Genomic DNA, 22,069 nt, shown 5'->3' with positions numbered 1-22,069 from the left:
ACATTGTTGCGGGATTTTTGTTTTAAAAAAGTCTTTTATATTTTACTAAACTACTTTAACGTTTACGGCATTTAATCCTTTTCTGCCTTCCTGTAAATCAAATTCAACTAAGTCGCCTTCGTTAATTTCATCGATTAATCCAGAAATATGGACAAAATGTTCTTTGTTTGAACCTTCTTCAGTTATAAATCCGAATCCTTTAGAATCGTTGAAGAATTTTACTGTTCCTTTACTCATTGTTTTAAATATTAAATTAATTATTAATAAGTAAGCAAACTTGATGCCACAAAAAAAAGCCTATCAAATAAATGATAGGCTCTTAGTTGTAATTGTTAAAGTATATATATTAGATTACTTTTACGTTTACGGCGTTTAATCCTTTTCTACCTTCTTGTAGATCGAATTCAACATTGTCGCCTTCACGAATTTCATCGATAAGTCCTGAAATGTGTACGAAATGTTCTTTGTTGTTGTCTTCTTCAACGATAAATCCAAAACCTTTAGAGTCATTGAAAAATTTTACGGTACCTTTACTCATTGTATTTGTATTAAAATAATTAAGCTTCAAAGGTAATACAAAAAACAATACATAAGTAGTTTTAATAAAAAAAAATCGATTAGTTTAAAAATTCTAATTAACGTAGTATCAGTTTTTTAATGATTTCTTTTCCTAATTCTTCATTAAGCATATTGATTATTTTTTGTTTTCCATAGCTTAACTCTTCTCTAAGCACACTAGAACTTAGTTGTACATAAAGCGTATCTCGCTCTAAATTTACTGCCGTGGTGTAGTTATTTACACCATTACCCATAAGTTTTGCCCAGGCATCGGCAACATTAACTTTGTTTAAACCTTTTTCTAATTTATTGATTTCTACAAATTCTTTTAATGCATCACTTATACTTATATGTTCGTTGTTACGTTTTGGCATTATTTTAAATCATTAATATATTCTTCATATCCACTTTTTTCTAATATTTCTTTAACTGGTAATTCATATAAGTCTTTCCATGAATCATCACCATGTTTGCTTGCGTAAAATTCCACTATTCTAAAACCTAACCAATAAAATAATGTTTTAGGAGATTCCATTTCTGACCCCAATTTTCTTAAAGGATCTTCATCACCATTATAGTAAAAATAAGAAGAACATTTTTGATAAATTTCTTTTTCATGTAATAAATACCATTGCCACTCTTCTTCAGTCATTTGCTCTACAGATTGTGGTTTGGATATTTTACCATCAAAATATTTGTAGGTATAAAAACATGCAAAACCTTCATCAATAGTTAGTCTTAAGGGCGTGTCTTTATTTGGGTCTTCATTCCTAGTTGGCTCGTAGATAAAGTGATTGAATTCATGTGGAATTCCTTCTTGAACCATATTAATAACGTCAAAATTATTATCTAATAAGTCTAGAATGAATGCATCATTTTCCATGCCTCCAAAACCAATTCCTTCAATTGGAGCAAGTATGATACTCAATTTAACATTTTTAGGAGAACGTCCAGTTAAATTTTTTAACCCACTAAGATTTGCTTTAAGTACTGAATCAAATTTGATATTTAGTAACTTATTTACTCTAGATTCAATAGAATCCTTTTTAGTGTGATAGATTTTTTTATTCCAGCCTATCATTCCTTCATTAGTAGTAAACATTTCTTTATCAAATAAAACACCGTATAAATCATTCCAAATTTTTGGTTGTCTTTTAAAGACTTTTTCGATTATTAAAGTACTGTCAAATGTATTGTTTTTATGAGCTAAAATTTGATGCTTAAACAAGTTGTAAACAGTAATATCATCAATTTTAATACTATCTGGCACTTTTTCCAGTTTGCTAAAAAGTGATAACTCAGTTTTTATAACCTTGCTTTTTTTATTGCAACTGAAGAATAAAAGAAAGGATATAATTAATGATATGAATATTATCTTTTTCATACAGTACTATAACTTAAATATTTCATAAGATTGATGTACTTGTTTAACAGCTTTCTCGGTACGATCAGCATGTGTGTCACTTATAAACAGTTGACCAAAATTTTCATCATCTACTAATTTAATAATTTGCGCTACACGATGCTCATCTAACTTGTCAAAAATATCATCTAATAATAAAATAGGATTCACACCGCTTTGAGCTTTTATAAAATCAAATTGTGCCAACTTTAGTGCAATTAAAAACGATTTTTGCTGACCTTGACTTCCAAATTTTTTAATAGGATGACTTTCAATATTAAACAATAAATCATCTTTATGTATGCCAACACTTGTGTATTGTAGGGCTTTGTCTTTATTTAATGCAAGTTGTAAAAGTGCTGTTAAATTATCCTCAAACAAATCACTATCGTAAATTAAATCTACTGATTCATTACCGTTGCTAATAGCTTCATAACGCGCTTTAAAAATGGGAATAAATGTTTTTAAAAAAGCATCGCGCTTTTCAAAAATTTTAGTTCCGTAATCGGTTAATTGATTGTTATAAATATCTAAAGTATCTCCATTAAAAGTATGATTCAATGCAAAATACTTTAATAGGGCATTACGTTGTGCTAATACTTTGTTGTACTTAATTAAATCAATTAAGTAACTTTTATCGCTTTGCGAAATCACGCTATCTATAAACTTTCGTCTGGTGCTACTACCTTCTATAATAAGGTCCCTATCTGCGGGCGATATTATAACTAAAGGTAAAAAACCAATATGTTCACTAAATTTTTCGTACGCCTTTCCGTTGCGTTTTATTATTTTTTTTTGACCACGTTTTAAACTTACTACTACTTTTTCGTTCTTATCATCTTTTTCATATTCGCCATTAATCACAAAAAAAGCTTCATCATGTTTAATATTTTGAGTAGCAACAGGATTAAAATAACTTTTTCCAAAGGATAAATGATAAATAGCATCTAAAACATTAGTCTTTCCTATGCCATTATTACCAACTATACAGTTTATTTTATTGTTGAAAGTGAACTGTTTGCTTTCAAAATTTTTATAATTAAGTAAAGAAAGTGATTTTAAAACCATAGAAAATGCTACATATAAAGTGTTAAGAAGCGGTAATGCTTTAAAAGGATGTGCAAATTATTGAAAAATATCAAATAAATACCCTTTTAGTTATGAAGAAAAATTATATTTTTGCGGCGCATTAATACAGAACGAATAAATGGCGACTTACAAGAAAAAATATAAAGCGAAGACTAAAGCAGAGAAAGAGCATAATATTGAAGAAGGCTCAACAACTGCTGAAGTTTTTAATACACTTGATGAAACGGCATCAAAAACTGAAGCATTTGTAGAGAAGAATCAAAAATACATTTTCATAATTATTGGACTTGTTGCTTTAGTAGTTTTAGGATCTTTAGGTTATAAAGAATATATAGCAAAGCCAAAGCAAGAGGCAGCTATGAACGACATGTTTCAAGCTCAAAAATATTTTGACCAAGCTGTAAATGGAGTGGCAAAAGATTCTTTATTCAATTTAGCATTAAATGGAGGTGAAGGAAAATTTGGAATGTTAGATATTATTTCTGAATATAGTGGTACACCTTCGGCTAATTTAGCGAGTTACTATGCAGGAACGGCTTATTTAAAACTTAAAGATTATAAAAATGCAGTCGAGCATTTAAGTAACTTTAAAAGTGACGATGAAATTTTAGCTGCTTTAGCAAAAGGGAATATAGGGGATGCATTTGTTCAGTTAGATCAAAAAGAAGATGCATTAAGTTATTACGAGCAAGCTGCTGAAATGCGTAATAATGAGTACACAACACCAATGTATTTACATAAAGCTGGAGCTATAGCTTTAGATTTAGGAAAAGCAGATAAAGCTTTAACTTATTTTAAAAGAATTAAGGACGACTATCCTACATCTACTGAGGCAGCAAATGTTGATGTGTTTATAGGAAAAGCGCAAGTGTTGGCAAATAAATAGTACCAATTCAATTATAAAATGGCAACGGTAAATAAAAATTTATCCGATTACGATAAAACAACAATCCCAGACGCGAGTAAATTTCGGTTTGGGATTGTTGTTTCAGAGTGGAACGATACCATTACAGAAGGCTTATATAAAGGAGCTTACGATACTTTAATTGAAAATGGTGTATTGCCAAATAATATTTTACGTTGGGATGTTCCTGGTAGCTATGAGCTAATTTACGGTTCTAAAAAAATGCAAGAACAAATGGTAAATGCAGTTATTGCTATTGGTAGTGTTATTCAAGGAGAAACAAAACATTTCGACTTTGTTTGCGAAGCCGTATCTCAAGGGATAAAAGACCTAAATGTAACGCGAGAAACACCAGTAATTTTTTGTGTGCTTACAGACAATAATATGCAACAAGCTATAGAGCGTTCTGGCGGAAAGCATGGTAATAAAGGCACTGAAGCTGCCATTGCTGCTATAAAAATGGCAGAACTGCGAGAAAATAGTTAATAGAGATCAGTAACAATCTTCAATAAATAGTTTTTTACTTTTTACTCCCAATTTTAGGTGTATTGTTAACAATTTTTGGCATTTCAACTTATATTATCTGCCCATTTTTGAGTATTTTTGATGTGTAAGCATTATACTTTGTTTAAGCAACGAAAACATAAAACGTTTAATTATAAATCTAGATTTTCTAAAGGAAATGAAGAAAACTCAAATGATGGCGAACAGACCAGAAAAGAGTTTGTTTCTAGGTGGAATGATAAACGAGATAGTAGCCGTAAAGTAGGTTTTGGTATGTCAATACGTACACTTATCCTAGTTTTGGTACTATTATTGATTTGTATGTATATACTAGAAAAAAAATACATATAAACCTTTAAAGCTAATAATTATGGGACTTTTAAAATTGCGTAAAAACAAGAAATTTAGTTATACACCTCGTTATTATAAAGGAGAAGGAAACCCCTATGAAATAACTCATAAATTTGATGAGCACAGAACAACTGTAGGAAGTAATTCTGGTTTAAAAACTAAGTTTAATAATGCTTTAGAAGATTATAAAAACCCAGATAAAAAAGCAAACAGGCGTATTTTAATTATTGTTGGTATTCTTATTTTAGTATTTCTTTTTATAATCGATTTCGATTTATCTATTTTCTTTTCAAAATAATACATGGCAGACATCATTCAACTTTTACCAGACCATGTTGCTAACCAAATAGCTGCTGGAGAAGTTGTACAACGACCAGCTTCAGTGGTTAAAGAGCTATTAGAAAATGCTATTGATGCTGGAGCTACAACAATTAAACTTATTGTAAAAGACGCGGGTAAAACCCTTATTCAGGTTATTGATGATGGCAAAGGAATGAGTACTACCGATGCACGATTGAGTTTTGAACGACACGCCACATCTAAAATTAGAACTGCTGACGATTTATTTCAACTACATACTAAAGGGTTTCGTGGAGAAGCTTTGGCAAGTATAGCTGCCATTGCCCATGTGGAATTGAAAACGAAGCAAGATCAAGACGATATAGGAAATATTATTATTATTGAAGGAAGTAATATTGTATCTCAAGATGTAGTAGTTGTACCTAAAGGAACGTCAATTGCTGTGAAGAATTTGTTTTTTAATATTCCAGCTCGACGCAATTTTTTAAAATCAAATACAGTTGAATTACGCCATATTATTGATGAGTTTCATCGTGTCGCATTAGCACATTCAAATATTAGCTTTGCGATGTATAACAACGGAAGCGAAACATTTAACTTACTTGTTAGTAATTACAGACAGCGCATTGTAAATATTTTTGGAAATAAAACCAACGAAAAATTAGTACCTGTAGAAGAAGACACAGAAGTACTCAAAATTTCAGGATTTGTTGGTAAACCAGAATATGCTAAAAAAACCAGAGGAGAACAGTATTTTTTTGTGAATAATCGATTTATAAAAAGTGCATATTTAAATCATGCTATCGCATCTGCGTTTGATGGCTTGCTTAAAAGTGGAACGCACCCTAGTTATTTTTTAAACTTAACAGTCGATCCGCAAACTATTGATATTAATATTCATCCCACAAAAACTGAGATAAAGTTTGATGACGAGCACACTTTGTATGCTTTATTAAGGTCTGCTGTAAAACACAGCTTAGGACAGTTTAACATTGCGCCTGTATTAGATTTTAATAGAGATTCAAATCTTGATACACCCTATAATTATAATAAAGCAAATACAAATACACCAACTATAGAGGTAGATAAAAGCTTTAATCCGTTTCAAGAAGAAACCCAATCTAAAGTTAAAGCTGCAACATACAAAAAAGAATCTGCTGCAAGTTGGGAAAATTTATATGTAGGATTAGAATCTAAAGGCACAAAAACACAGCAAGATTTTAGTGAGGTACATTTTGAAAGTGAAGAATCTACAGGCTCAATATTTGATGATGATAAATATGTAGATAAAATTCAAACTACTTATCAGCTTCATAATAAATATATTGTGAGTACAATTAAATCGGGCATGTTAGTCATCGATCAACATCGGGCACATCAACGCATTTTATATGAAGACTTTCTAAAAAACATGACAATTAAAGAAGCTGTGAGTCAACAATTACTATTCCCACTCCAACTTCATTTTTCTATACAAGACATAGAAATAATAAATCAATTAAAAGAAGATTTAGAACATACAGGTTTTATATTTTCTAGCGTTAATAAGGAATCAGTTGAAATTATTGGTGTACCTGTAAGTGTACCAGAAAGCGAAGTGTCTATTATTTTAGAACAGCTTATTAGTGATGTAGAAAACGAAGTGCCAGATGCGCATTTTAGTGCCACTGATTTATTAGCAAAATCTATGGCAAAAAGTTTAGCTATTAAAACGGGGCAATCCTTACAAAAAGATGAACAAGAGCACTTGGTAAATAGTTTATTTGCTTGTAAAGAACCTAATACATCGCCTACTAATAGAGCAACATTTATAACTATGAGTGTTGATGAATTAGATAAAAAATTTATATAATATGATGAGAATTTCAGATACCGTTAAACATTTATTAATCATCAATGTGGTTATGTTTATTGGTACATTAACTATAGGAGAAGGGCAACTATTTTATGATTGGTTTTCTATGTATTTTCCAAAGAATGAAGCATTTCAACCTTGGCAAATTATTACACATATGTTTATGCACGGTAGCCCAACGCATATTTTGTTTAATATGTTTGCATTGTGGATGTTTGGTACACCTGTAGAGCAAGTTTTGGGTTCAAGACGATTTTTATTTATTTATATTTCTGCTGGATTAGGAGCTGTTTTGTTGCAAACAGTTTTTTCTTATTATGAATTTCAATCAGGATTAAATTTAATAACTGAGGCTGGTTTACCCCAGCCGGAGATTATGAATGCTTTGAATTCTAATATGAATTTATTGCGCACCACTTTGGTTGATGTAATTCCTGTTGAACAATTAAAAACGTTTCAAGAAGCTTATTATACACCAATGGTTGGTGCATCAGGCTGTATTATGGGGGTTTTAGCTGCTTTTGGTATGATGAACCCTAATGCAGAATTAATGATGATTTTTTTACCAATTCCCATAAAAGCTAAATACTTTATTCCAGGTATTATTTTAATCGATTTGATTTCTGGTATAAGTGGACAATCAATTTTTGGCTATGGAAATGTCGCACACTTCGCTCACGTAGGTGGTGCATTAACAGGTTTTATAATTATGTGGTATTGGAAAAAAAATCAGTTTAATAGAAATCGTTGGAATTAAATGACGTCGCTCTCTCAAGACATAAAAGACAAATTATCTAATCTTAATGTATTAGAAAAAATTATAGCTATTAATGTTGTTGTTTTTTTAGTTGGATTGGTTTTAAAAACAGGTTTTTCTTGGTTTGAATTACCTAGTAATTTTTCTGATTTCATAGTAAAACCTTGGTCGATTATTACCTACGCTTTTTTACATGGCGATCTTTGGCATATCTTATTTAATATGCTTTGGCTCTATTTTATAGGGCGCATGTTTTTAAATTTGTTTAGTTCAAAAATGGCACTTAACATTTATTTTCTTGGTGCTATTTCTGGTGGGCTTTTATACATGATTTGTTACACACTGTTTCCAAATATATTTGGTGTTAATTCAAGGTTGGTTGGTGCTTCGGCTGCTGTTAGAGCTCTGTTGATATTTATTTGCGCATATATGCCAAATCAAGAAGTTCGTTTTTTTACGTTTAATTTAAAACTTTGGTATATAGGTGTAGCTATTATTATTTTAGATGTTTTGGGGTTGTTTGGCTCTAATTCAGGTGGTTATTTAGCACATCTAGGAGGTGCTTTATTAGGATATGTCTACGCAAAACAACTCGTAAAAGGACAAGATATTGGTAAAGGGTTCGAAAAATTTATGGATGCTTTTATAAGTATGTTTAAATTTTCGAAAAAAGCACCTTTAAAAACGGTTCATAAAAACAAAAGTAAAGTTGGTGGTTATACTAAAGGCGAGTTTAATCAGTTTAATAATCAGAAAAAAATAGATATTATACTAGATAAGATTAGCAAAAGCGGTTACGATAGCCTAACTGCCGAAGAAAAAGAGTTTCTTTTTAAAGCTGGTAAATAAGAAAAGTCAATAGACTTCTAATGTATTATGAAAAAACTAAGTTTTATAAATAAAATTATTTACTTTATAAATGCGGTTTTTGCTATCCTTCTTTTGTTGTCTTTTCTTTTGCCGTTTACACCTCCTAAAACGTTTTCGGTTTTATCCGTACTTAGTTTAGGTGTTGCGTTTCTAATTTTATGTAATGCCTTGTTTTTTTTATACTGGCTCATTAAACTTAAAAAGCAATTTATATTATCATTAGTAGTACTTTTTATTGGTTATGTTTTTTTTGGGTCGTTATATAAATTTTCATCTTCAAAGCATATAGAAGATCCAAATAATTTTAGGGTTATGAATTATAACGTGAGATTATTTAATCTTTATAATTGGATATCTGGAGATAGCATTGAAAATAATATTGTCGATTTTATTAAAACCGAATCACCAGAAATTTTAAGCATACAAGAATATCACCCACATGAAAATGTGGATTTATCTTTTTTTAAATACAAGTTTGAAAAGCTTTCTGGTAAGAAAACTAAATATGGGCAAGCCATTTTTTCGCAACACCCTATTATAAACTCAGGTTCCATTGAGTTTCCTGATACAGGAAATAATGCTATATTTTCTGATATTGTTAAAGGTGAAGACACCATAAGAATTTATAATATTCATTTAGAGTCTATGCGTATTGATGCTAATGTTGAAAGCCTTAAAAAAGAAGATTCTGAGCGCCTTTTTAACAGAGTAGGTGCAACATTTAAAATGCAACAATTTCAAACTGAATTATTTTTAATGCATAAAAAACAATGCAATTATAAAATGATAATTTGTGGAGATTTTAATAATACTGCTTTTTCCTATGTGTATAGAAAAATTAAAGGCAATTTAAATGATGCGTTTAAAGAAGCTGGAAATGGTTTTGGTAGAACTTACGAGTTTAAATTTTTTCCTGTAAGAATTGATTTTATTTTAACTGATAAAGCTTTTGCGGTGAATGGGTTTAAAGCTTATAACGAGCACTACTCTGATCATTACCCGATAATGACTACTTTAAGTTTGCAAAAAGATTAATGTTTTCTCAGTCCTATCTATACAGAAATCTTACATAAACGAGCAATCAACAATATCAGAAATAATATGGATTACCAGCCCTAAAGCTAGTAATCTAGATTTTTTTGGAACTAAAAGAAATAAATAAAAAGTTATAGCAAAATAGGAGTGGAGTGGATGAAAGTTAATACTACATCTGTTAGGGTCAAAAATAGGGTTTGCTAGTAAATGGTCTAAATCTATTAGCATACCAGAAATCATAATTAAAAAAGCGAATTTCCATTGGCTTTTGTACCATACTAATGCAACTAAAAGCGGTATTAAAAAATGACAACCATAATGCGCAAATGTTTGTAACATTATAGCCGTATTAAGGTTTGAGATTCTAAATAATTTAAAGCATTTGGCCCTTCATTAAATAGCAAATCTAAAATGCTTAAATTAGGAATATGACCGTGTTTGTTACTAAATACTTGCGTGTAAGGTTCAAATTTATGAGAAGCTTCTTTTTTTGCATTTACCAAGTATCTATAGTCTGTTTTGTTTTCAATTGATTTTTGAAAAATTTCTGTTTTCGATGCCTCTAATTCTAATTGTAAGCAATCACAAATAACATCAAAGCATTTCAAATTAAAATCTAAAATATAATCTGCTTTTACTTCAAATAATGGTTGCAACTCATCTTCATAATACTCAAAAAAAGGAGAAGTGCGATATGCAGAAAGTAACGATTTCCAATGGAGATTTTGCCAATTCTCTTCATTAAAAATTTTTACATCCCTATATTTTTGACGATTTTTTTGAGAATGAATAACAGGAATGTTTAAAGCCAATTTTCCATTAGCTCCGTAAATATAAGTACGATTTCTATAGGTTTGTTTTAAGAAATTATCATCAACTTCAAACGCTACATGTTTTGCATTTGCTATGGCAACAAAATGCGCAATGTTTGGGAAATATGTTGGATGAAGTATAACATTCATTAGTATACCATTCTTGCCTTTGTAGGAATCACAAATTATATTAACTTTTATCTTTTCGTCTTGCTCTCCATTTATTAAACCCAATCCAACCAAATAATATAACTAAGAATGGAATAAAATAAGATGTAGCTTTTCCACTACCACTAACAGTTGTGAAGAATCGTTCCCACCTAGCATTAGGAAATCCATCCCAACTCATCCAAATAAATACAGGTTTACCTAATACGTGATCAAAAGGAACAAATCCCCAACGTCTTGCATCTACTGAATTATGACGATTATCTCCCATCATCCAATAATAGTTTTGTTTGAAGGTATAAGTGTTTGTAACCTGTCCATTAATTAGGATTTGATTACCTTTTACTTGTAATGTGTTGCCTTCATATTCTGTAATAACACGTTTGTAAAGCGGTAAAACCTCTAAGTTAATATCTATAGTTTTGCCCTCTTCAGGAATATAAAGAGGCCCAAAGAAATCAATATTCCATTTATAATCGGGATGATGTGGAAAAATATTTGGATCTCTACGTCCTTTTTCGTCTTTAATAGGGATGATACTAGCAACATTTGGGTGGTTCTTGAATTTTGCTAAGGCTTCATCAGAAATTGCAGAAAAGCCATACGTATTTTGATTATTGATAATTCTAAATCCATCAGTAATATCGTATCGTTCTTTAAGGTATTTGGCATTAAATTGATTTGTTTTTGGCTGCACATAATAACTGAATTGTAAATGTGCTCTATCTGGTAATACATTTTGTTTTCCGTTAATGTAAACATACCCATCTCTGACTTCTAAAGTGTCTCCAGCGATAGCAACACAACGCTTTACAAGGTTTGTTTTCTTATCAATAGGTTTGTAGTAGTTTCTATCAGGAGTAAAAACATCCATGTCTCTTAGCGTATCTGCAGGTTGATTGAAAACTACAATATCGTTTCTATCAATTTTTTCAAAACCAGGCAATCGCATGTATGGCAATTGCAATTTATTTATCCACGATGTTTTTCTTTCTTCAAAACGATCGTTAAACAAATATGATTTTTTATTTAAAATAGGAATAGTGTCGTGTACCATAGGAGCTCCAACTGTAGTCATTGGTATTCTAGCGCCATAATGAAATTTACTAACAAAAAGAAAGTCACCAACTAATAAGGATTTTTCTAGTGATGATGATGGAATAGTAAAGGGTTGAATAAAGTAAGTATGTACAATGGTTGCTGCAACAATAGCAAAAAGAATAGAGCTTGTCCATTCGCCAGAACTAGATTTTGGCTGAATATTTCTATCTTTTACATACTCAACATCGGCAATATAATTTAAATAAAAGTTATAAAACCCAAGGGTTGCAACTGCTAAAAAAGTATCTAACTTGGTGTTTTTACCAAAACTTCTTGCTGTTTCTACCCAAACCACTATTAACATAATAAGGTTTACAATGGGTAAGAATAGCAAAATGATCCACCACCAAGGGCGATTAATGATTTTCATTAAAACAACACCATTGTATACAGGAATAAAGGCTTCCCAAGCTTGTCTGCCAGCTTTAATGTATAATTTCCAAGTACCTAAACCATGTATTACTTGAATAATTAGAATAAATATAAACCATTGCATTAAAGTCATAATCGTAATTTTTGTTGTTTAGTTAGTAGTTAAGCATTAAATGCTGTTACATATTTATTAGGCATTAACCAATATTTAACACATCATTCATTGTAAAAATACCAGTTTTATTCACAATCCATTCTGCAGCAATTACAGCGCCTAAAGCAAAGCCTTGTCGGTTATGTGCCACGTGTTCTATAGAAATAGTATCTACTTCGCTTTCGTAATTTACAGTATGCGTTCCAGGAACATTTTCAATCCGCTTTGCGGTAATAGGAATAGTGTTCACTCCACTTTCGTCTAGTTTCCAATTATCAAACCCATCGTGTTCAGAAATTATACCATCTGCTAAAGAAATAGCTGTTCCACTAGGAGCATCAAGCTTTTGAGTGTGGTGAATCTCCTCCATTGTAACATTATACTGCTTCAAAGCACTCATCATTTTTGCAAGTGTTTTATTAAGCTCAAAGAAAATATTAACACCTAAACTGTAGTTTGAAGCGTAAATAAAAGCTCCACTTTTTTCTTTGCATAGGTTTACGGCATCATTGTATTTATCTAACCAACCAGTTGTTCCAGAAATAACTGGGACGTTGTTGTTTAAACAATTAGAAATGTTATTGAAAGCAACATCTGGAATACTAAAGTCTATTGCAACATCTGCTTTAGTAATATCGTAATCTTTATCATCTTTGTCAACTGCTAAAACAATATTGTGTCCACGTTTTATGGCAATTTGTTCTATGGTTTTTCCCATTTTTCCGTATCCAAGTAAAGCGATATTCATATGTATTTATATTATTTGCTTAATATTTACTATGGGTTAAAATTTAAAATTTAAAGTTAGCCCAAGATTGCCTGTAGCATCTATTTCATTTATTTTATAATGTGGAGCCAATGTTAAGTTTTCATCAACATTATATTGCATTAAATGTGCATCTACGTTGGCATCAATAATATTTAAAGCGTATAAACCAACGGTTACTAAAAGAGATACTTCTTTGTTTCTTCTGAATAATTTTTGTGCACGACGCAAGCCATCGTCGGTCACTCTTGGTGTTTCAAGTTGATTGCCCTCAGAATCTAAATAAAATTCATCATTTGTAAAACCAGCTAATCTACTTTTATAGGCATCACGGTACCTTTTATATTCATTATTGTTAGTGATATAAAAATAGGTTCCTGCTCCTAAAGCAACATAAACTATGGGAATTTTCCAATATTTTTTATTGTAAGCCTGCCCTAAACCAGGTAAAACAGCAGAATAAAATGCTGCTTTTGCAGGAGATAATGGATTAATAGGCTCTTTAATTTTAATAATAGAATCTATAACAACTTCTTTTGGAAGCTCTCCTAGTTCTTTGTTCTTATCTTTATCTTGAGCTAATAATGAAAAGCAACTTAAAAATAAAAATATTCCTGTTATTGGAAGCTTATTTAGCACCTTGAACTAATTTTTTTATACGATTAAAATCTTCTTCTGAATGAAAAGGAATTGTTATTTTTCCTTTTCCGTTTTTAGAGACTTTAACGTCAATTTTATGTCCAAAGTATTCTGAAAAAGCAGTTATACCTTTTTTTATGAATTTTGGAACATCTTCTTCTTCGTCTTTTTTTTCAGGGGCTAAGGTTTCGTTAGCATTAAAGTTACGCACTAAACCTTCAGTTTCTCTAACTGATAATTTATCAGAAAGTATTTTTTCGTAAATATCTAGTTGAATTGATTGATCTTCAATAGTAATTAATGCACGGCCATGTCCCATAGAAATAAAACCATCCCTCATTCCAGTTTGAATGATAGGATCGAGTTTTAATAAACGTAAATAGTTAGCAATGGTAGAGCGCTTTTTTCCAACACGCTCACTCATTTGCTCTTGTGTTAAATTAATTTCGTCAATTAAGCGTTGATACGACAAAGCAATTTCAATAGGATCCAAATCTTGACGTTGAATATTCTCAACTAACGCCATTTCTAAGGATTCCTGATCGTTTGCAATTCTTACATAGGCAGGAATAGTTTCTAAACCTATTAATTTAGAAGCTCTAAAACGACGCTCACCAGAAACTAATTGATATTTATTTAATCCTAATTTTCTAACTGTTATAGGTTGAATAATACCTAATTCCTTTATAGATGAGGCTAACTCGCGAAGAGATTCTTCACTAAATTTTGTTCGTGGTTGAAAAGGATTGACCTCAATAAAATCTAAATCTAACTCAACAATATTACCTATAACTTTATCGGCATTTTTATCTTGTACAGATTGAATATCGTTACTAGGGTCTTTTAAAAGCGCTGATAAACCTCTACCTAAAGCCTGTTTTTTTGTTGCCTTAGCCATAATTTAGGAGTTTTTATTGATAATTTCTTTTGCCAAACTTAAGTAATTACTTGCACCTTTACTACCTGCGTCGTAATTAATTATACTTTCACCATAGCTAGGGGCTTCGCTTAAGCGTACATTACGTTGAATTATAGTTTGAAAAACCATATTATTAAAGTGCTTTTGCACTTCTTCTACAACTTGGTTTGATAATCGTAAACGAGAATCGTACATGGTAAGCAATAAGCCTTCAATATCTAATTCTGGATTATGTATTTTTTGTACACTTTTTATAGTGTTTAAGAGTTTTCCTAAGCCTTCTAAGGCAAAATATTCACACTGAATAGGAATTATTACTGCATCAGCAGCTGTTAACGCATTCAATGTTAATAAACCTAAAGAAGGAGCACAATCAATTAAAATATAATCGTAATCATTTTTAATATCATCTAGCGCTTTTTTAAGCATATATTCACGAGCATCTTTATCAACAAGTTCTATTTCAATAGCTACTAGATCAATATGAGCTGGAATAATATCTAAATTTGGTGTTTCTGTTTTTATTATGGCTTCTTTAGCAGAGTTAGAATGCTCTAAAAGTTGGTAAGTGCCAATTTCTACAGTTTCAACATCTATACCAATTCCAGAAGTTGCATTTGCTTGAGGGTCAGCATCTATAAGTAAAACTTTTTTTTCTAGAACGCCTAATGAAGCTGCTAAGTTTATTGAAGTTGTTGTTTTGCCAACACCTCCTTTTTGGTTAGCAATTGCAATGATTTTACCCATTAATGATTTGGTTTTATTAAACGTAAAAATACAATTATTTATGAGTATAGGAAACTGAAGTTGTTAACATTCGATTAGAGGTATTGTGTTGTGAGAAATCTCTATTTTTTTGTTAAATTTTTAACAAAAAAAACAATAAAGTTATCTTATATTTACAAAAAACATCAAATATTTCATCATGAAGAAAATTAATTATTTATTAAAAATTTCTCTATGCTTGGCTTTATTAGTATCATTTTCAATATCTATTGAAGCCCAAATTAAAAAAACAGCAAGTGTAGAAGGTATAACAGAGTATAAGTTAGATAATGGTATGAAAGTACTATTGTTTCCAGATAATTCCGCACAAACAATAACTGTAAACATTACGTATATGGTTGGTTCTAGGCATGAAGGTTATGGCGAAAAAGGAATGGCGCATTTGTTAGAACATATGGTTTTTAAAGGTACTCCAAACCACCCAGACATTCCTAAGGAATTAACAGAAAGAGGATCTAGACCAAACGGAACTACATGGTATGATAGAACCAATTATTATGAAACATTTAATGCAAATGATGAGAACTTAGATTGGGCTTTAGATTTAGAAGCTGATAGAATGGTGAACTCATACATAGCTAAAAAAGATTTAGAATCTGAATTTTCAGTGGTAAGAAATGAATTTGAAAGCGGCGAAAATTCGCCAACTAGAGTTTTGATGCAAAAAGTTATAAGTGCAGCATTTCTATGGCACAATTATGGAAAATCTACTATTGGAAACCGCTCTGATATAGAGCGAGTGCCAATTGAAAACTTACAAGCTTTTTATAAAAAGTATTATCGTCCAGATAATGCAATACTAATGGTTACTGGTAAATTTGAAACGGATAAAACTTTAGCCTTAATTGAGAAAAAGTTTGCAGGGATTAAAAACCCAAATACACCATTAAGAGATATACCAACTATTGAGCCAGCTCAAGATGGAGAGAAACGTGTTAACTTAAGTCGTGTTGGTGATTTGCAAATTGTATCTGCACTATATCACACACCTGCTGGGTCGCATGAAGATTATGCAGCTTTAGCAATTGCTGAAGAGGTTTTAACAGATCAGCCATCTGGTAGACTATATAAAGCTTTGGTTGATGGTAAAAAGGCATCTAGTCTTTGGTCGTTTTCACCATTCACAAAAGAACCATCATTTTTATATATAAATGTTGATGTGCCATCTGATAAATCTATAACAGAAGCTGAAAGCACATTGCTTTCTGTATTAGATGGTTTAAAAGATAAACCAGTAACTGAAGAAGAAGTTAAACGAGCTAAAGCTAATTTGTTAAAACAGATTGATCAAATAAGTAGAAATTCTGCTTTTTTAGGAACTTATATGAGTGAATTTATAGGAGCTGGCGATTGGAGATTAGCTTTTATAACTAGAGATAGAATAGAAAGCATGACAGCCGAAAAAGTAAATGCTGCTGCACAACGTTATTTAATAAATACTAATAGAACTGTTGGTAATTTTAACCCAACAAAAACACCTATTCGTGTAGAAATTGAGCATACCGATGGACTTGATGCTTTAGTATCTAGTTATAAAGGTAAGGAAGGTTATGGAGCAGGAGAGGCTTTTGATGTGTCTTACGAGAATATTCAAAACAGATTAGACTCAGGTACTTTAAATAAAACCCCAATAGAATACGGATTTATTAAAAAGAATAATAGAGGTAAATCAGTAACCTTGTCATTTACTTTTAGAAACGGAAATGTAAACGACTTTATGAATAAAGGGCGTGTTGCTAGTTATACTGCAAGAATGCTTAATAAAGGGACACTAAATAACTCTAGACAAGATATTGAAGATAAATTGAGTGCTTTAAAATCTTCAATTCGTTTTGGAGGATCTAATGGTCGTGTAAATGTAAATATAAGTTCTACAGAAGAAAACCTTATGGAAACTTTGGCTTTAATGACAGACATGCTTAAAAGCCCTAAATTCGATCAAGCAGAATTAGATAAATTAAAAACTCAAGAATTAGCAAGTATTGAGCAAAATAAAACAGAACCACAATTTTTAGCAAGTAAAAGGTTAGGGGCACTTAATCAGAACTATAAAAAGGGACATCCGCTTTATAGAACAAGCTTAGAAGAAGATATTGAAGCTATTAATGCTGTAACTGTTGATGCTATTCAAAATTATTATAATGAGTTTTATGGTATTTCTGATAATGCAACATTAATTGCTATAGGAAATATAAACGAGCAATCATTAAAAGATTATTTTGAGAAAGAATTTTCAGATTTTAAATCTGACAAAGCTTATGCGCCTATATCTGATAAATATATAGCAAACAACGCTGCGAACGAAAAAATTAAAACTCCAGACAAAAAGAATGCAATTAGTATTGGGGTTTTAGCTTTTGAAGGAAGTCAGGTTGATGAAGATTATGCGGCGCTTCAAATAGCAGGGTCTATCTTTGGTGGCGGATTCTTAAATTCAAGAATAGCAGGACGTTTACGCCAAAAAGATGGAGTTAGTTATGGTGCTGGAGGAAGAGTGAGTGTTGATGGAGATGAAAAAGATAAGAAGTCATCTATTTTGGTTTATGCTATTTATGCACCAGAGAATGCATCAAAAGTACAAAAAGGATTTAGTGAAGAAATTGAGCGTTTTATTGCTGATGGTATTACTGAAGATGAACTTAAAGTTGCTGTAACCAGTTGGGTACAAGGGCAAAATGTATCTAGAGCTAAGGACAACGAATTATCATCTACCATAAATAACAATTTATATTTTGATAGAGATATGATGTTTCAAAAGGGTATTGAAGATCGCGTTGTTAGTTTAACTGTTAATGATGTAAATAAAGTGATTAAAAAATACTTTAAAACTTTTGACAATTGGACGGTAGTAAATGCTGGAGACTTTGAAAAATCACCAGAAATAAAAAGTGATAAGAAAGTTGATTAATAACTATCTTGATGAAAAAAAGCCAATCTATATTTTTATAGATTGGCTTTTTTTATTCTGAAAAAGTAAAAGGTTGAGTCCACGCATTTTCAAACAATAAATCTTCAATAGGATTTTGGTGTAACTTTGAAGAAGTTATTTTACACCTTACATAAAGCATCTCGTTTGTTAATTTAAAGTTAGCTTTATTTCCTTCATTAGTAGCAAATTCTTCAGGTTCTCCTTGTCCCTTTTTACATCCAATAAAAGAAATTTTATAAGTAGTATTTTTATCTTCTTTAACTTCAACAAAAAGCATGTTGTTTTTGAATGATAAATCTTTTAATTCTACGCCAGTACTTGCATAAAATTGTCCTGCTTCCATAGCATTTATTAAAGATTTAGGATTTAATGAGTCTGCTTGTACCATAATCCAGCCTCTACCAGCATTACTCCATTTACTACCTTTTCTATGATAATGATGAGAATCATCAGTAGCAAGTCCGTACATTAAGGGTTTATTATTTTCAATATAAGCTATGTTAATATAATCCCACATCATTTCTGTTGACATGTGGTCTGCATCTCCAGAATTATGCACAGTTGGATGCCCATTATATACCTCGAAAAATTGTTCGTTTTTTAAAGCTTTCATTTCTTCAAGACCAATAGCATATCCAAAATTAGGATGATTTATATGAGTTATCATAGGTATATTTAAAGCTTTCTTTTGTTTAGCTGCTGCATCTAAGTTATTTTGCATCACTTCTAATACACTATTGCCTCCTTGCGGATTTATTTTCTGTTTAACATTTGTGGCATTAATATGTATAGGCTTATTATTGAAATGATCTGTTATTTCTTCAGACTGAATAATTAAAAATTTACCATCTTCTTCAAACTTCGTCTTGTATTCATTATAGGTTTTTAATTTTACTTGTATTTGGTTTAAAGAATCCATTCTATGGTTAACCCAGTTTGAACCATAAGTATTCAAATAGTTTTTAAAAGCTTTTTGATAAATAGAATCTCCTGAAATAGTTATCCATTTATCACCTTCAGCTAAAGTATTATGATCAGTTAAAGCTACAAACTGGTAATCGTTACTCTTGTACCAATCCATAATAATTTCAGGAAACTCGTCACCATCGCTCCAATAAGAATGTGTGTGTAAATTACCTTTAAACCATTGTTTTTTAGATGACATTTTTTCTTTACTACAACTAGAAAACGCAATAAAGAGTAGAAGTATTAATGGGTTTAAAGTTTTCATTTTTAGCTTTTTAAATTATTTATTTTTATGAATATAATAGAATCTATCGAAATAAAAAATATAGCTATACTTTATTAAAGTAATTATATTTAATTCGTTCTTCTTCTTTCCTCTTCATTTCCAAAGTTTCGTCTTTTCTCATTTATTTTTTTATTCCCAAAACTATAACTAGCAGAAAGTCTGATAAAACGATTGTTATCATTTTGTCCATATACTTGTTTTACACTATTTACAGTAGACTCTAAGTTGTTTAAGCTGGATGTGTTAAAAACATCTTTTATTAATATAGCAACTTGTAAATCTTTATCTAAAAACTGTTTACTAACACCTAAATCTAGGCTATAGGTTTCTCCTACACTGAATAGACCAGCTTTAAAAGGAGAATCATAAGAGGCATCTATTTGTAACTTTGTAGATTTACTTATAGTGATTTTATTGCTAGAATTTGCACTAAACATGATGCCATTTTGAGGTTTTGCTCCAATATCCATAGTAAATTCTGTTTTCGAACCAATAACATTCAGGCTATTTTGACTTTGCCACCAAGAAACCTTGTTAAATAGGAAGCTTTCTCCAATGCCATAGATATACTGTTTGAAAAAATTTGATCGGGTTACAATTTGTGTGCTATTTTCAACATCTGAAGTAAAAATAACACTAGCTCCGTCGTTTCTAATACTTAAAAAAGCATTGGTTGTATATTTGTTTTTGTGAGTGTGTTTAAACTCAAAACTATCTACAAATGAAGGTCTTAAAAAAGGATTTCCAACACTAAATGTATTACTACTAATAACAGATCGAAAAGGGTTTAAGTCTCTAAAACGAGGTCTTTCAATACGTTTTCCATAACTTAATGAAAAACTATTGTTTTCATTTTTATTATAACTTGCGTAAAAAGAAGGAAACAGTTTTGTATAGCTATCAGTATTCGTTTCATTTAATTCTACCGAAAAGCCTTTAGTTTTCGTGTTTTCCAGCCTTAGACCTAATTGTACATTCCACTTTTCATTTATTTTTTTTAATCCACTAATGTAAATGGCTTGATTGTTTTCTTCGTATTTAAATGTGTTGGATATATTCGAGTCAAAAACTGGAGTTCCTGTTATGGTATTAAAAAACTGAATATCACTATTGTTTTTAATGCTGCTAATTTTTGCACCATAAGACAGGTTAATGAATTTTGAAGGATGTTCTACATCTGTTTTAACACTGAAATTTTCTATTTTTTGATTTGAAAAGTTATTTGCTGTAGCATTTACGCCCAAGAAATCATTATTTGGAGCAAAACTATTTGTTATAAAATCTCTGTTCTGATTAGAATCGTATGTAAAATAGTCTACATCAAAAGAAATACTCTTTCCTAAGCTATCCAATTTAGTATTTGCATGTAGGTTAATTAAATGGCTGTTTACTTTTGAATGATTATTTCCATTATTAATAAGTAAAGAATCTAGGGTGTTTGAATGATTAAAAATTCTTGAAATACTCTTGTCTGTAAGATCTGGTGTTTTGGTATTTCCTAAATATTGAACCCCAATAGTTGTGTTCTCAGTTATACCATAATCCAACAGAAACTGTACTGATAGATTATCTTCTCTTTCCTTGGAGTTTATATCAATATCCCAAGTGCTGTTTGGGTAATACACTTGAAAATCTTCAATATTTCTTGAGTTTCCTTTCACACCATTTACATTAAAAGAAAGACTTAATTTACTCTTGTTGTATAATAGGCTATTTCTTAATGTTGTAAAATGATAAGTGTTAATATTTTCAGCAATAGAAATGGTGTTTTTCCAAGAGTTTAGCTGCCCTTTCTTTAAAACAATATTAATAAGTCCGCCATTGCCTGCAGCTTCATACTTTGCAGGAGGGGTGGTTATAACTTCAATTTTTTTAATATCGCTGGCAGATATAGAATTTAAGTAACTTGTTAAGTCTTCGGCTGAAAGTTGTAATAAACGACCATTAATCATAACTCTAGATTCACCTCTACCTAGTAAATTAATACTATTATTACGAACTCTTAAACCTGGAGCAATTCGTAATGCATCTAAAGCATCGCCACCAATAGCGGTTACACTATTTTCAACATTAAAAATTATTCGATCTGGTTTTTGTTCAATTAATTTTTTTTGATGAGTTATAACTATTTCGTCAAGTGTGTTATCTGCTTTTAATACTATAGCGCCTAAGTCTAAATCATTTTTTAGGGTTATTTCTTTTGCGAAACTATTATAACCTATAAAACTAATTGTTAATTTGTAAGTTCCTGGTTCTGCTTTTAAGTTAAATGTGCCATAATCATCTGTTATACTTCCTGTAATAATATCATCATTTAAGTTTGTTAAAACTACATTTGCCCAAGCTACGGCTTGTGATTGACCTGTAACTTTTCCTTTAATGTTAACTTGTGAAATTAATAATGTTGGAAACATTAAAAGGAGTAGAGTAATTAAACGTTTCATAATATTTTTCGTTTTAAAATTGATACTTGTTTTTATTTGAAGCAAATATCTAACGGAAGGAAACGATACACGACCGATTATAAAAAGTCGAACGCATTTCTA

At 30.7% G+C, this 22,069-nt stretch carries 23 protein-coding genes; 9 read left to right on the top strand and 14 right to left on the bottom strand.

The window, feature by feature from the left end:
* Positions 1 to 45: 45 nt before the first annotated feature.
* From M3P09_RS16565 to recF, 5 genes are all read right to left on the bottom strand, one after another.
* Positions 46 to 237, bottom strand: a complete 192-nt coding sequence (locus M3P09_RS16565) for a cold-shock protein (RefSeq protein WP_099563905.1) — start codon at positions 235 to 237, stop codon at positions 46 to 48.
* Between the two features lie 109 nt (positions 238 to 346).
* The gene (locus tag M3P09_RS16560; protein WP_076698245.1) at positions 347 to 538 is read right to left on the bottom strand and encodes a cold-shock protein; all 192 of its coding nucleotides are present in this window, start codon (positions 536 to 538) and stop codon (positions 347 to 349) included.
* A gap of 97 nt (positions 539 to 635) precedes the next feature.
* The gene (locus M3P09_RS16555) at positions 636 to 932 is read right to left on the bottom strand and encodes a DciA family protein (protein ID WP_249973969.1); all 297 of its coding nucleotides are present in this window, start codon (positions 930 to 932) and stop codon (positions 636 to 638) included.
* Complete coding sequence (locus M3P09_RS16550) at positions 932 to 1,942, bottom strand: DUF2268 domain-containing putative Zn-dependent protease (protein WP_249973968.1); 1,011 nt, start codon at positions 1,940 to 1,942, stop codon at positions 932 to 934. Before M3P09_RS16550 ends, M3P09_RS16555 begins: the two co-directional genes overlap by 1 nt.
* Before the next feature lie 6 nt (positions 1,943 to 1,948).
* On the bottom strand, positions 1,949 to 3,028 hold the full coding sequence (recF, locus tag M3P09_RS16545; RefSeq protein ID WP_099563908.1) for a DNA replication/repair protein RecF: 1,080 nt from the start codon (positions 3,026 to 3,028) through the stop codon (positions 1,949 to 1,951).
* 139 nt (positions 3,029 to 3,167) lie between these two features.
* Between recF and M3P09_RS16540 the strand changes: the two genes are divergently transcribed.
* The 8 genes from M3P09_RS16540 to M3P09_RS16505 all read left to right on the top strand — a co-directional run bounded on the left by M3P09_RS16540 (position 3,168) and on the right by M3P09_RS16505 (position 9,625).
* The gene (locus M3P09_RS16540; RefSeq protein ID WP_099563909.1) at positions 3,168 to 3,935 is read left to right on the top strand and encodes a tetratricopeptide repeat protein; all 768 of its coding nucleotides are present in this window, start codon (positions 3,168 to 3,170) and stop codon (positions 3,933 to 3,935) included.
* An 18-nt stretch (positions 3,936 to 3,953) separates the two neighbouring features.
* Positions 3,954 to 4,439: a 6,7-dimethyl-8-ribityllumazine synthase gene (gene ribH, locus M3P09_RS16535; RefSeq protein ID WP_099563910.1), complete on the top strand. Its 486-nt coding sequence runs from the start codon at positions 3,954 to 3,956 to the stop codon at positions 4,437 to 4,439.
* Between the two features lie 138 nt (positions 4,440 to 4,577).
* The gene (locus tag M3P09_RS16530) at positions 4,578 to 4,808 is read left to right on the top strand and encodes a hypothetical protein (protein ID WP_249973967.1); all 231 of its coding nucleotides are present in this window, start codon (positions 4,578 to 4,580) and stop codon (positions 4,806 to 4,808) included.
* Between the two features lie 19 nt (positions 4,809 to 4,827).
* On the top strand, positions 4,828 to 5,106 hold the full coding sequence (locus tag M3P09_RS16525) for a riboflavin synthase subunit beta (protein ID WP_099563912.1): 279 nt from the start codon (positions 4,828 to 4,830) through the stop codon (positions 5,104 to 5,106).
* 3 nt (positions 5,107 to 5,109) lie between these two features.
* Positions 5,110 to 6,960 (top strand): DNA mismatch repair endonuclease MutL, encoded by a 1,851-nt coding sequence (gene mutL / locus M3P09_RS16520; protein ID WP_249973966.1) that lies wholly within the window; start codon positions 5,110 to 5,112, stop codon positions 6,958 to 6,960.
* 1 nt (position 6,961) lies between these two features.
* The gene (locus M3P09_RS16515; RefSeq protein WP_249973965.1) at positions 6,962 to 7,720 is read left to right on the top strand and encodes a rhomboid family intramembrane serine protease; all 759 of its coding nucleotides are present in this window, start codon (positions 6,962 to 6,964) and stop codon (positions 7,718 to 7,720) included.
* Positions 7,721 to 8,569 (top strand): rhomboid family protein, encoded by an 849-nt coding sequence (locus tag M3P09_RS16510; protein WP_099563915.1) that lies wholly within the window; start codon positions 7,721 to 7,723, stop codon positions 8,567 to 8,569. It abuts the gene before it with no gap.
* A gap of 27 nt (positions 8,570 to 8,596) precedes the next feature.
* Positions 8,597 to 9,625 carry an endonuclease/exonuclease/phosphatase family protein gene (locus tag M3P09_RS16505; protein ID WP_249973964.1) on the top strand — a complete coding sequence of 343 codons (1,029 nt, stop codon included), beginning with the start codon at positions 8,597 to 8,599 and terminating at the stop codon, positions 9,623 to 9,625.
* Between the two features lie 30 nt (positions 9,626 to 9,655).
* On the opposite strand, the gene M3P09_RS16500 is transcribed toward M3P09_RS16505, so the two are convergent.
* The 7 genes from M3P09_RS16500 to M3P09_RS16470 form a co-directional block, all read right to left on the bottom strand.
* A complete protein-coding gene (locus M3P09_RS16500) occupies positions 9,656 to 9,964 on the bottom strand; it encodes a DUF6122 family protein (protein ID WP_099563917.1) in 309 nt (102 codons plus the stop codon).
* Positions 9,964 to 10,587, bottom strand: coding sequence for a WbqC family protein (locus tag M3P09_RS16495; protein WP_249973963.1), 624 nt, complete (start codon positions 10,585 to 10,587; stop codon positions 9,964 to 9,966). Before M3P09_RS16495 ends, M3P09_RS16500 begins: the two co-directional genes overlap by 1 nt.
* 40 nt (positions 10,588 to 10,627) lie before the next feature.
* Positions 10,628 to 12,211, bottom strand: a complete 1,584-nt coding sequence (lepB, locus tag M3P09_RS16490) for a signal peptidase I (RefSeq protein ID WP_249973962.1) — start codon at positions 12,209 to 12,211, stop codon at positions 10,628 to 10,630.
* 64 nt (positions 12,212 to 12,275) lie between these two features.
* On the bottom strand, positions 12,276 to 12,980 hold the full coding sequence (gene dapB, locus M3P09_RS16485) for a 4-hydroxy-tetrahydrodipicolinate reductase (RefSeq protein ID WP_099563922.1): 705 nt from the start codon (positions 12,978 to 12,980) through the stop codon (positions 12,276 to 12,278).
* 36 nt (positions 12,981 to 13,016) lie between these two features.
* Positions 13,017 to 13,637 (bottom strand): DUF5683 domain-containing protein, encoded by a 621-nt coding sequence (locus M3P09_RS16480; RefSeq protein ID WP_099563923.1) that lies wholly within the window; start codon positions 13,635 to 13,637, stop codon positions 13,017 to 13,019.
* Positions 13,627 to 14,535 (bottom strand): ParB/RepB/Spo0J family partition protein, encoded by a 909-nt coding sequence (locus M3P09_RS16475; RefSeq protein ID WP_249973961.1) that lies wholly within the window; start codon positions 14,533 to 14,535, stop codon positions 13,627 to 13,629. The genes M3P09_RS16480 and M3P09_RS16475 overlap by 11 nt, the downstream gene beginning before the upstream one ends.
* 3 nt (positions 14,536 to 14,538) lie before the next feature.
* A complete protein-coding gene (locus M3P09_RS16470; RefSeq protein ID WP_099563925.1) occupies positions 14,539 to 15,303 on the bottom strand; it encodes a ParA family protein in 765 nt (254 codons plus the stop codon).
* 178 nt (positions 15,304 to 15,481) lie between these two features.
* Between M3P09_RS16470 and M3P09_RS16465 the strand changes: the two genes are divergently transcribed.
* Positions 15,482 to 18,250 carry a M16 family metallopeptidase gene (locus M3P09_RS16465; RefSeq protein WP_249973960.1) on the top strand — a complete coding sequence of 923 codons (2,769 nt, stop codon included), beginning with the start codon at positions 15,482 to 15,484 and terminating at the stop codon, positions 18,248 to 18,250.
* A gap of 52 nt (positions 18,251 to 18,302) precedes the next feature.
* Here the strand turns inward: M3P09_RS16465 and M3P09_RS16460 are convergent, their stop codons facing one another.
* Together M3P09_RS16460 and M3P09_RS16455 are read right to left on the bottom strand one after the other, a co-directional pair.
* On the bottom strand, positions 18,303 to 19,502 hold the full coding sequence (locus tag M3P09_RS16460) for a PHP domain-containing protein (protein WP_249973959.1): 1,200 nt from the start codon (positions 19,500 to 19,502) through the stop codon (positions 18,303 to 18,305).
* A gap of 89 nt (positions 19,503 to 19,591) precedes the next feature.
* Positions 19,592 to 21,967 carry a TonB-dependent receptor gene (locus M3P09_RS16455; protein WP_249973958.1) on the bottom strand — a complete coding sequence of 792 codons (2,376 nt, stop codon included), beginning with the start codon at positions 21,965 to 21,967 and terminating at the stop codon, positions 19,592 to 19,594.
* Positions 21,968 to 22,069: the final 102 nt, after the last annotated feature.

Origin of the sequence: Jejuia spongiicola (assembly GCF_023502325.1) — a bacterium.
Classification (GTDB): Bacteria; Bacteroidota; Bacteroidia; order Flavobacteriales; family Flavobacteriaceae; genus Wocania_A; species Wocania_A spongiicola.
The sequence above is the reverse complement of the archived record's forward strand: the minus strand, read 5'-3'. Positions and strand labels throughout refer to the sequence as shown.

What these genes read in the sequence shown, in the direction of transcription:
- M3P09_RS16470 (WP_099563925.1), bottom strand. Translation starts at nt 15,303, where the DNA reads ATGGGTAAAATCATTGCAATTGCTAACCAAAAAGGAGGTGTTGGCAAA.
- lepB (WP_249973962.1), bottom strand. Translation starts at nt 12,211, where the DNA reads ATGACTTTAATGCAATGGTTTATATTTATTCTAATTATTCAAGTAATA.
- M3P09_RS16560 (WP_076698245.1), bottom strand. Translation starts at nt 538, where the DNA reads ATGAGTAAAGGTACCGTAAAATTTTTCAATGACTCTAAAGGTTTTGGA.
- M3P09_RS16505 (WP_249973964.1), top strand. Translation starts at nt 8,597, where the DNA reads ATGAAAAAACTAAGTTTTATAAATAAAATTATTTACTTTATAAATGCG.
- M3P09_RS16500 (WP_099563917.1), bottom strand. Translation starts at nt 9,964, where the DNA reads ATGTTACAAACATTTGCGCATTATGGTTGTCATTTTTTAATACCGCTT.
- M3P09_RS16525 (WP_099563912.1), top strand. Translation starts at nt 4,828, where the DNA reads ATGGGACTTTTAAAATTGCGTAAAAACAAGAAATTTAGTTATACACCT.
- M3P09_RS16550 (WP_249973968.1), bottom strand. Translation starts at nt 1,942, where the DNA reads ATGAAAAAGATAATATTCATATCATTAATTATATCCTTTCTTTTATTC.
- mutL (WP_249973966.1), top strand. Translation starts at nt 5,110, where the DNA reads ATGGCAGACATCATTCAACTTTTACCAGACCATGTTGCTAACCAAATA.
- M3P09_RS16515 (WP_249973965.1), top strand. Translation starts at nt 6,962, where the DNA reads ATGATGAGAATTTCAGATACCGTTAAACATTTATTAATCATCAATGTG.
- M3P09_RS16475 (WP_249973961.1), bottom strand. Translation starts at nt 14,535, where the DNA reads ATGGCTAAGGCAACAAAAAAACAGGCTTTAGGTAGAGGTTTATCAGCG.
- recF (WP_099563908.1), bottom strand. Translation starts at nt 3,028, where the DNA reads ATGGTTTTAAAATCACTTTCTTTACTTAATTATAAAAATTTTGAAAGC.
- M3P09_RS16510 (WP_099563915.1), top strand. Translation starts at nt 7,721, where the DNA reads ATGACGTCGCTCTCTCAAGACATAAAAGACAAATTATCTAATCTTAAT.
- M3P09_RS16465 (WP_249973960.1), top strand. Translation starts at nt 15,482, where the DNA reads ATGAAGAAAATTAATTATTTATTAAAAATTTCTCTATGCTTGGCTTTA.
- dapB (WP_099563922.1), bottom strand. Translation starts at nt 12,980, where the DNA reads ATGAATATCGCTTTACTTGGATACGGAAAAATGGGAAAAACCATAGAA.
- ribH (WP_099563910.1), top strand. Translation starts at nt 3,954, where the DNA reads ATGGCAACGGTAAATAAAAATTTATCCGATTACGATAAAACAACAATC.
- M3P09_RS16495 (WP_249973963.1), bottom strand. Translation starts at nt 10,587, where the DNA reads ATGAATGTTATACTTCATCCAACATATTTCCCAAACATTGCGCATTTT.
- M3P09_RS16540 (WP_099563909.1), top strand. Translation starts at nt 3,168, where the DNA reads ATGGCGACTTACAAGAAAAAATATAAAGCGAAGACTAAAGCAGAGAAA.
- M3P09_RS16565 (WP_099563905.1), bottom strand. Translation starts at nt 237, where the DNA reads ATGAGTAAAGGAACAGTAAAATTCTTCAACGATTCTAAAGGATTCGGA.
- M3P09_RS16455 (WP_249973958.1), bottom strand. Translation starts at nt 21,967, where the DNA reads ATGAAACGTTTAATTACTCTACTCCTTTTAATGTTTCCAACATTATTA.
- M3P09_RS16460 (WP_249973959.1), bottom strand. Translation starts at nt 19,502, where the DNA reads ATGAAAACTTTAAACCCATTAATACTTCTACTCTTTATTGCGTTTTCT.
- M3P09_RS16555 (WP_249973969.1), bottom strand. Translation starts at nt 932, where the DNA reads ATGCCAAAACGTAACAACGAACATATAAGTATAAGTGATGCATTAAAA.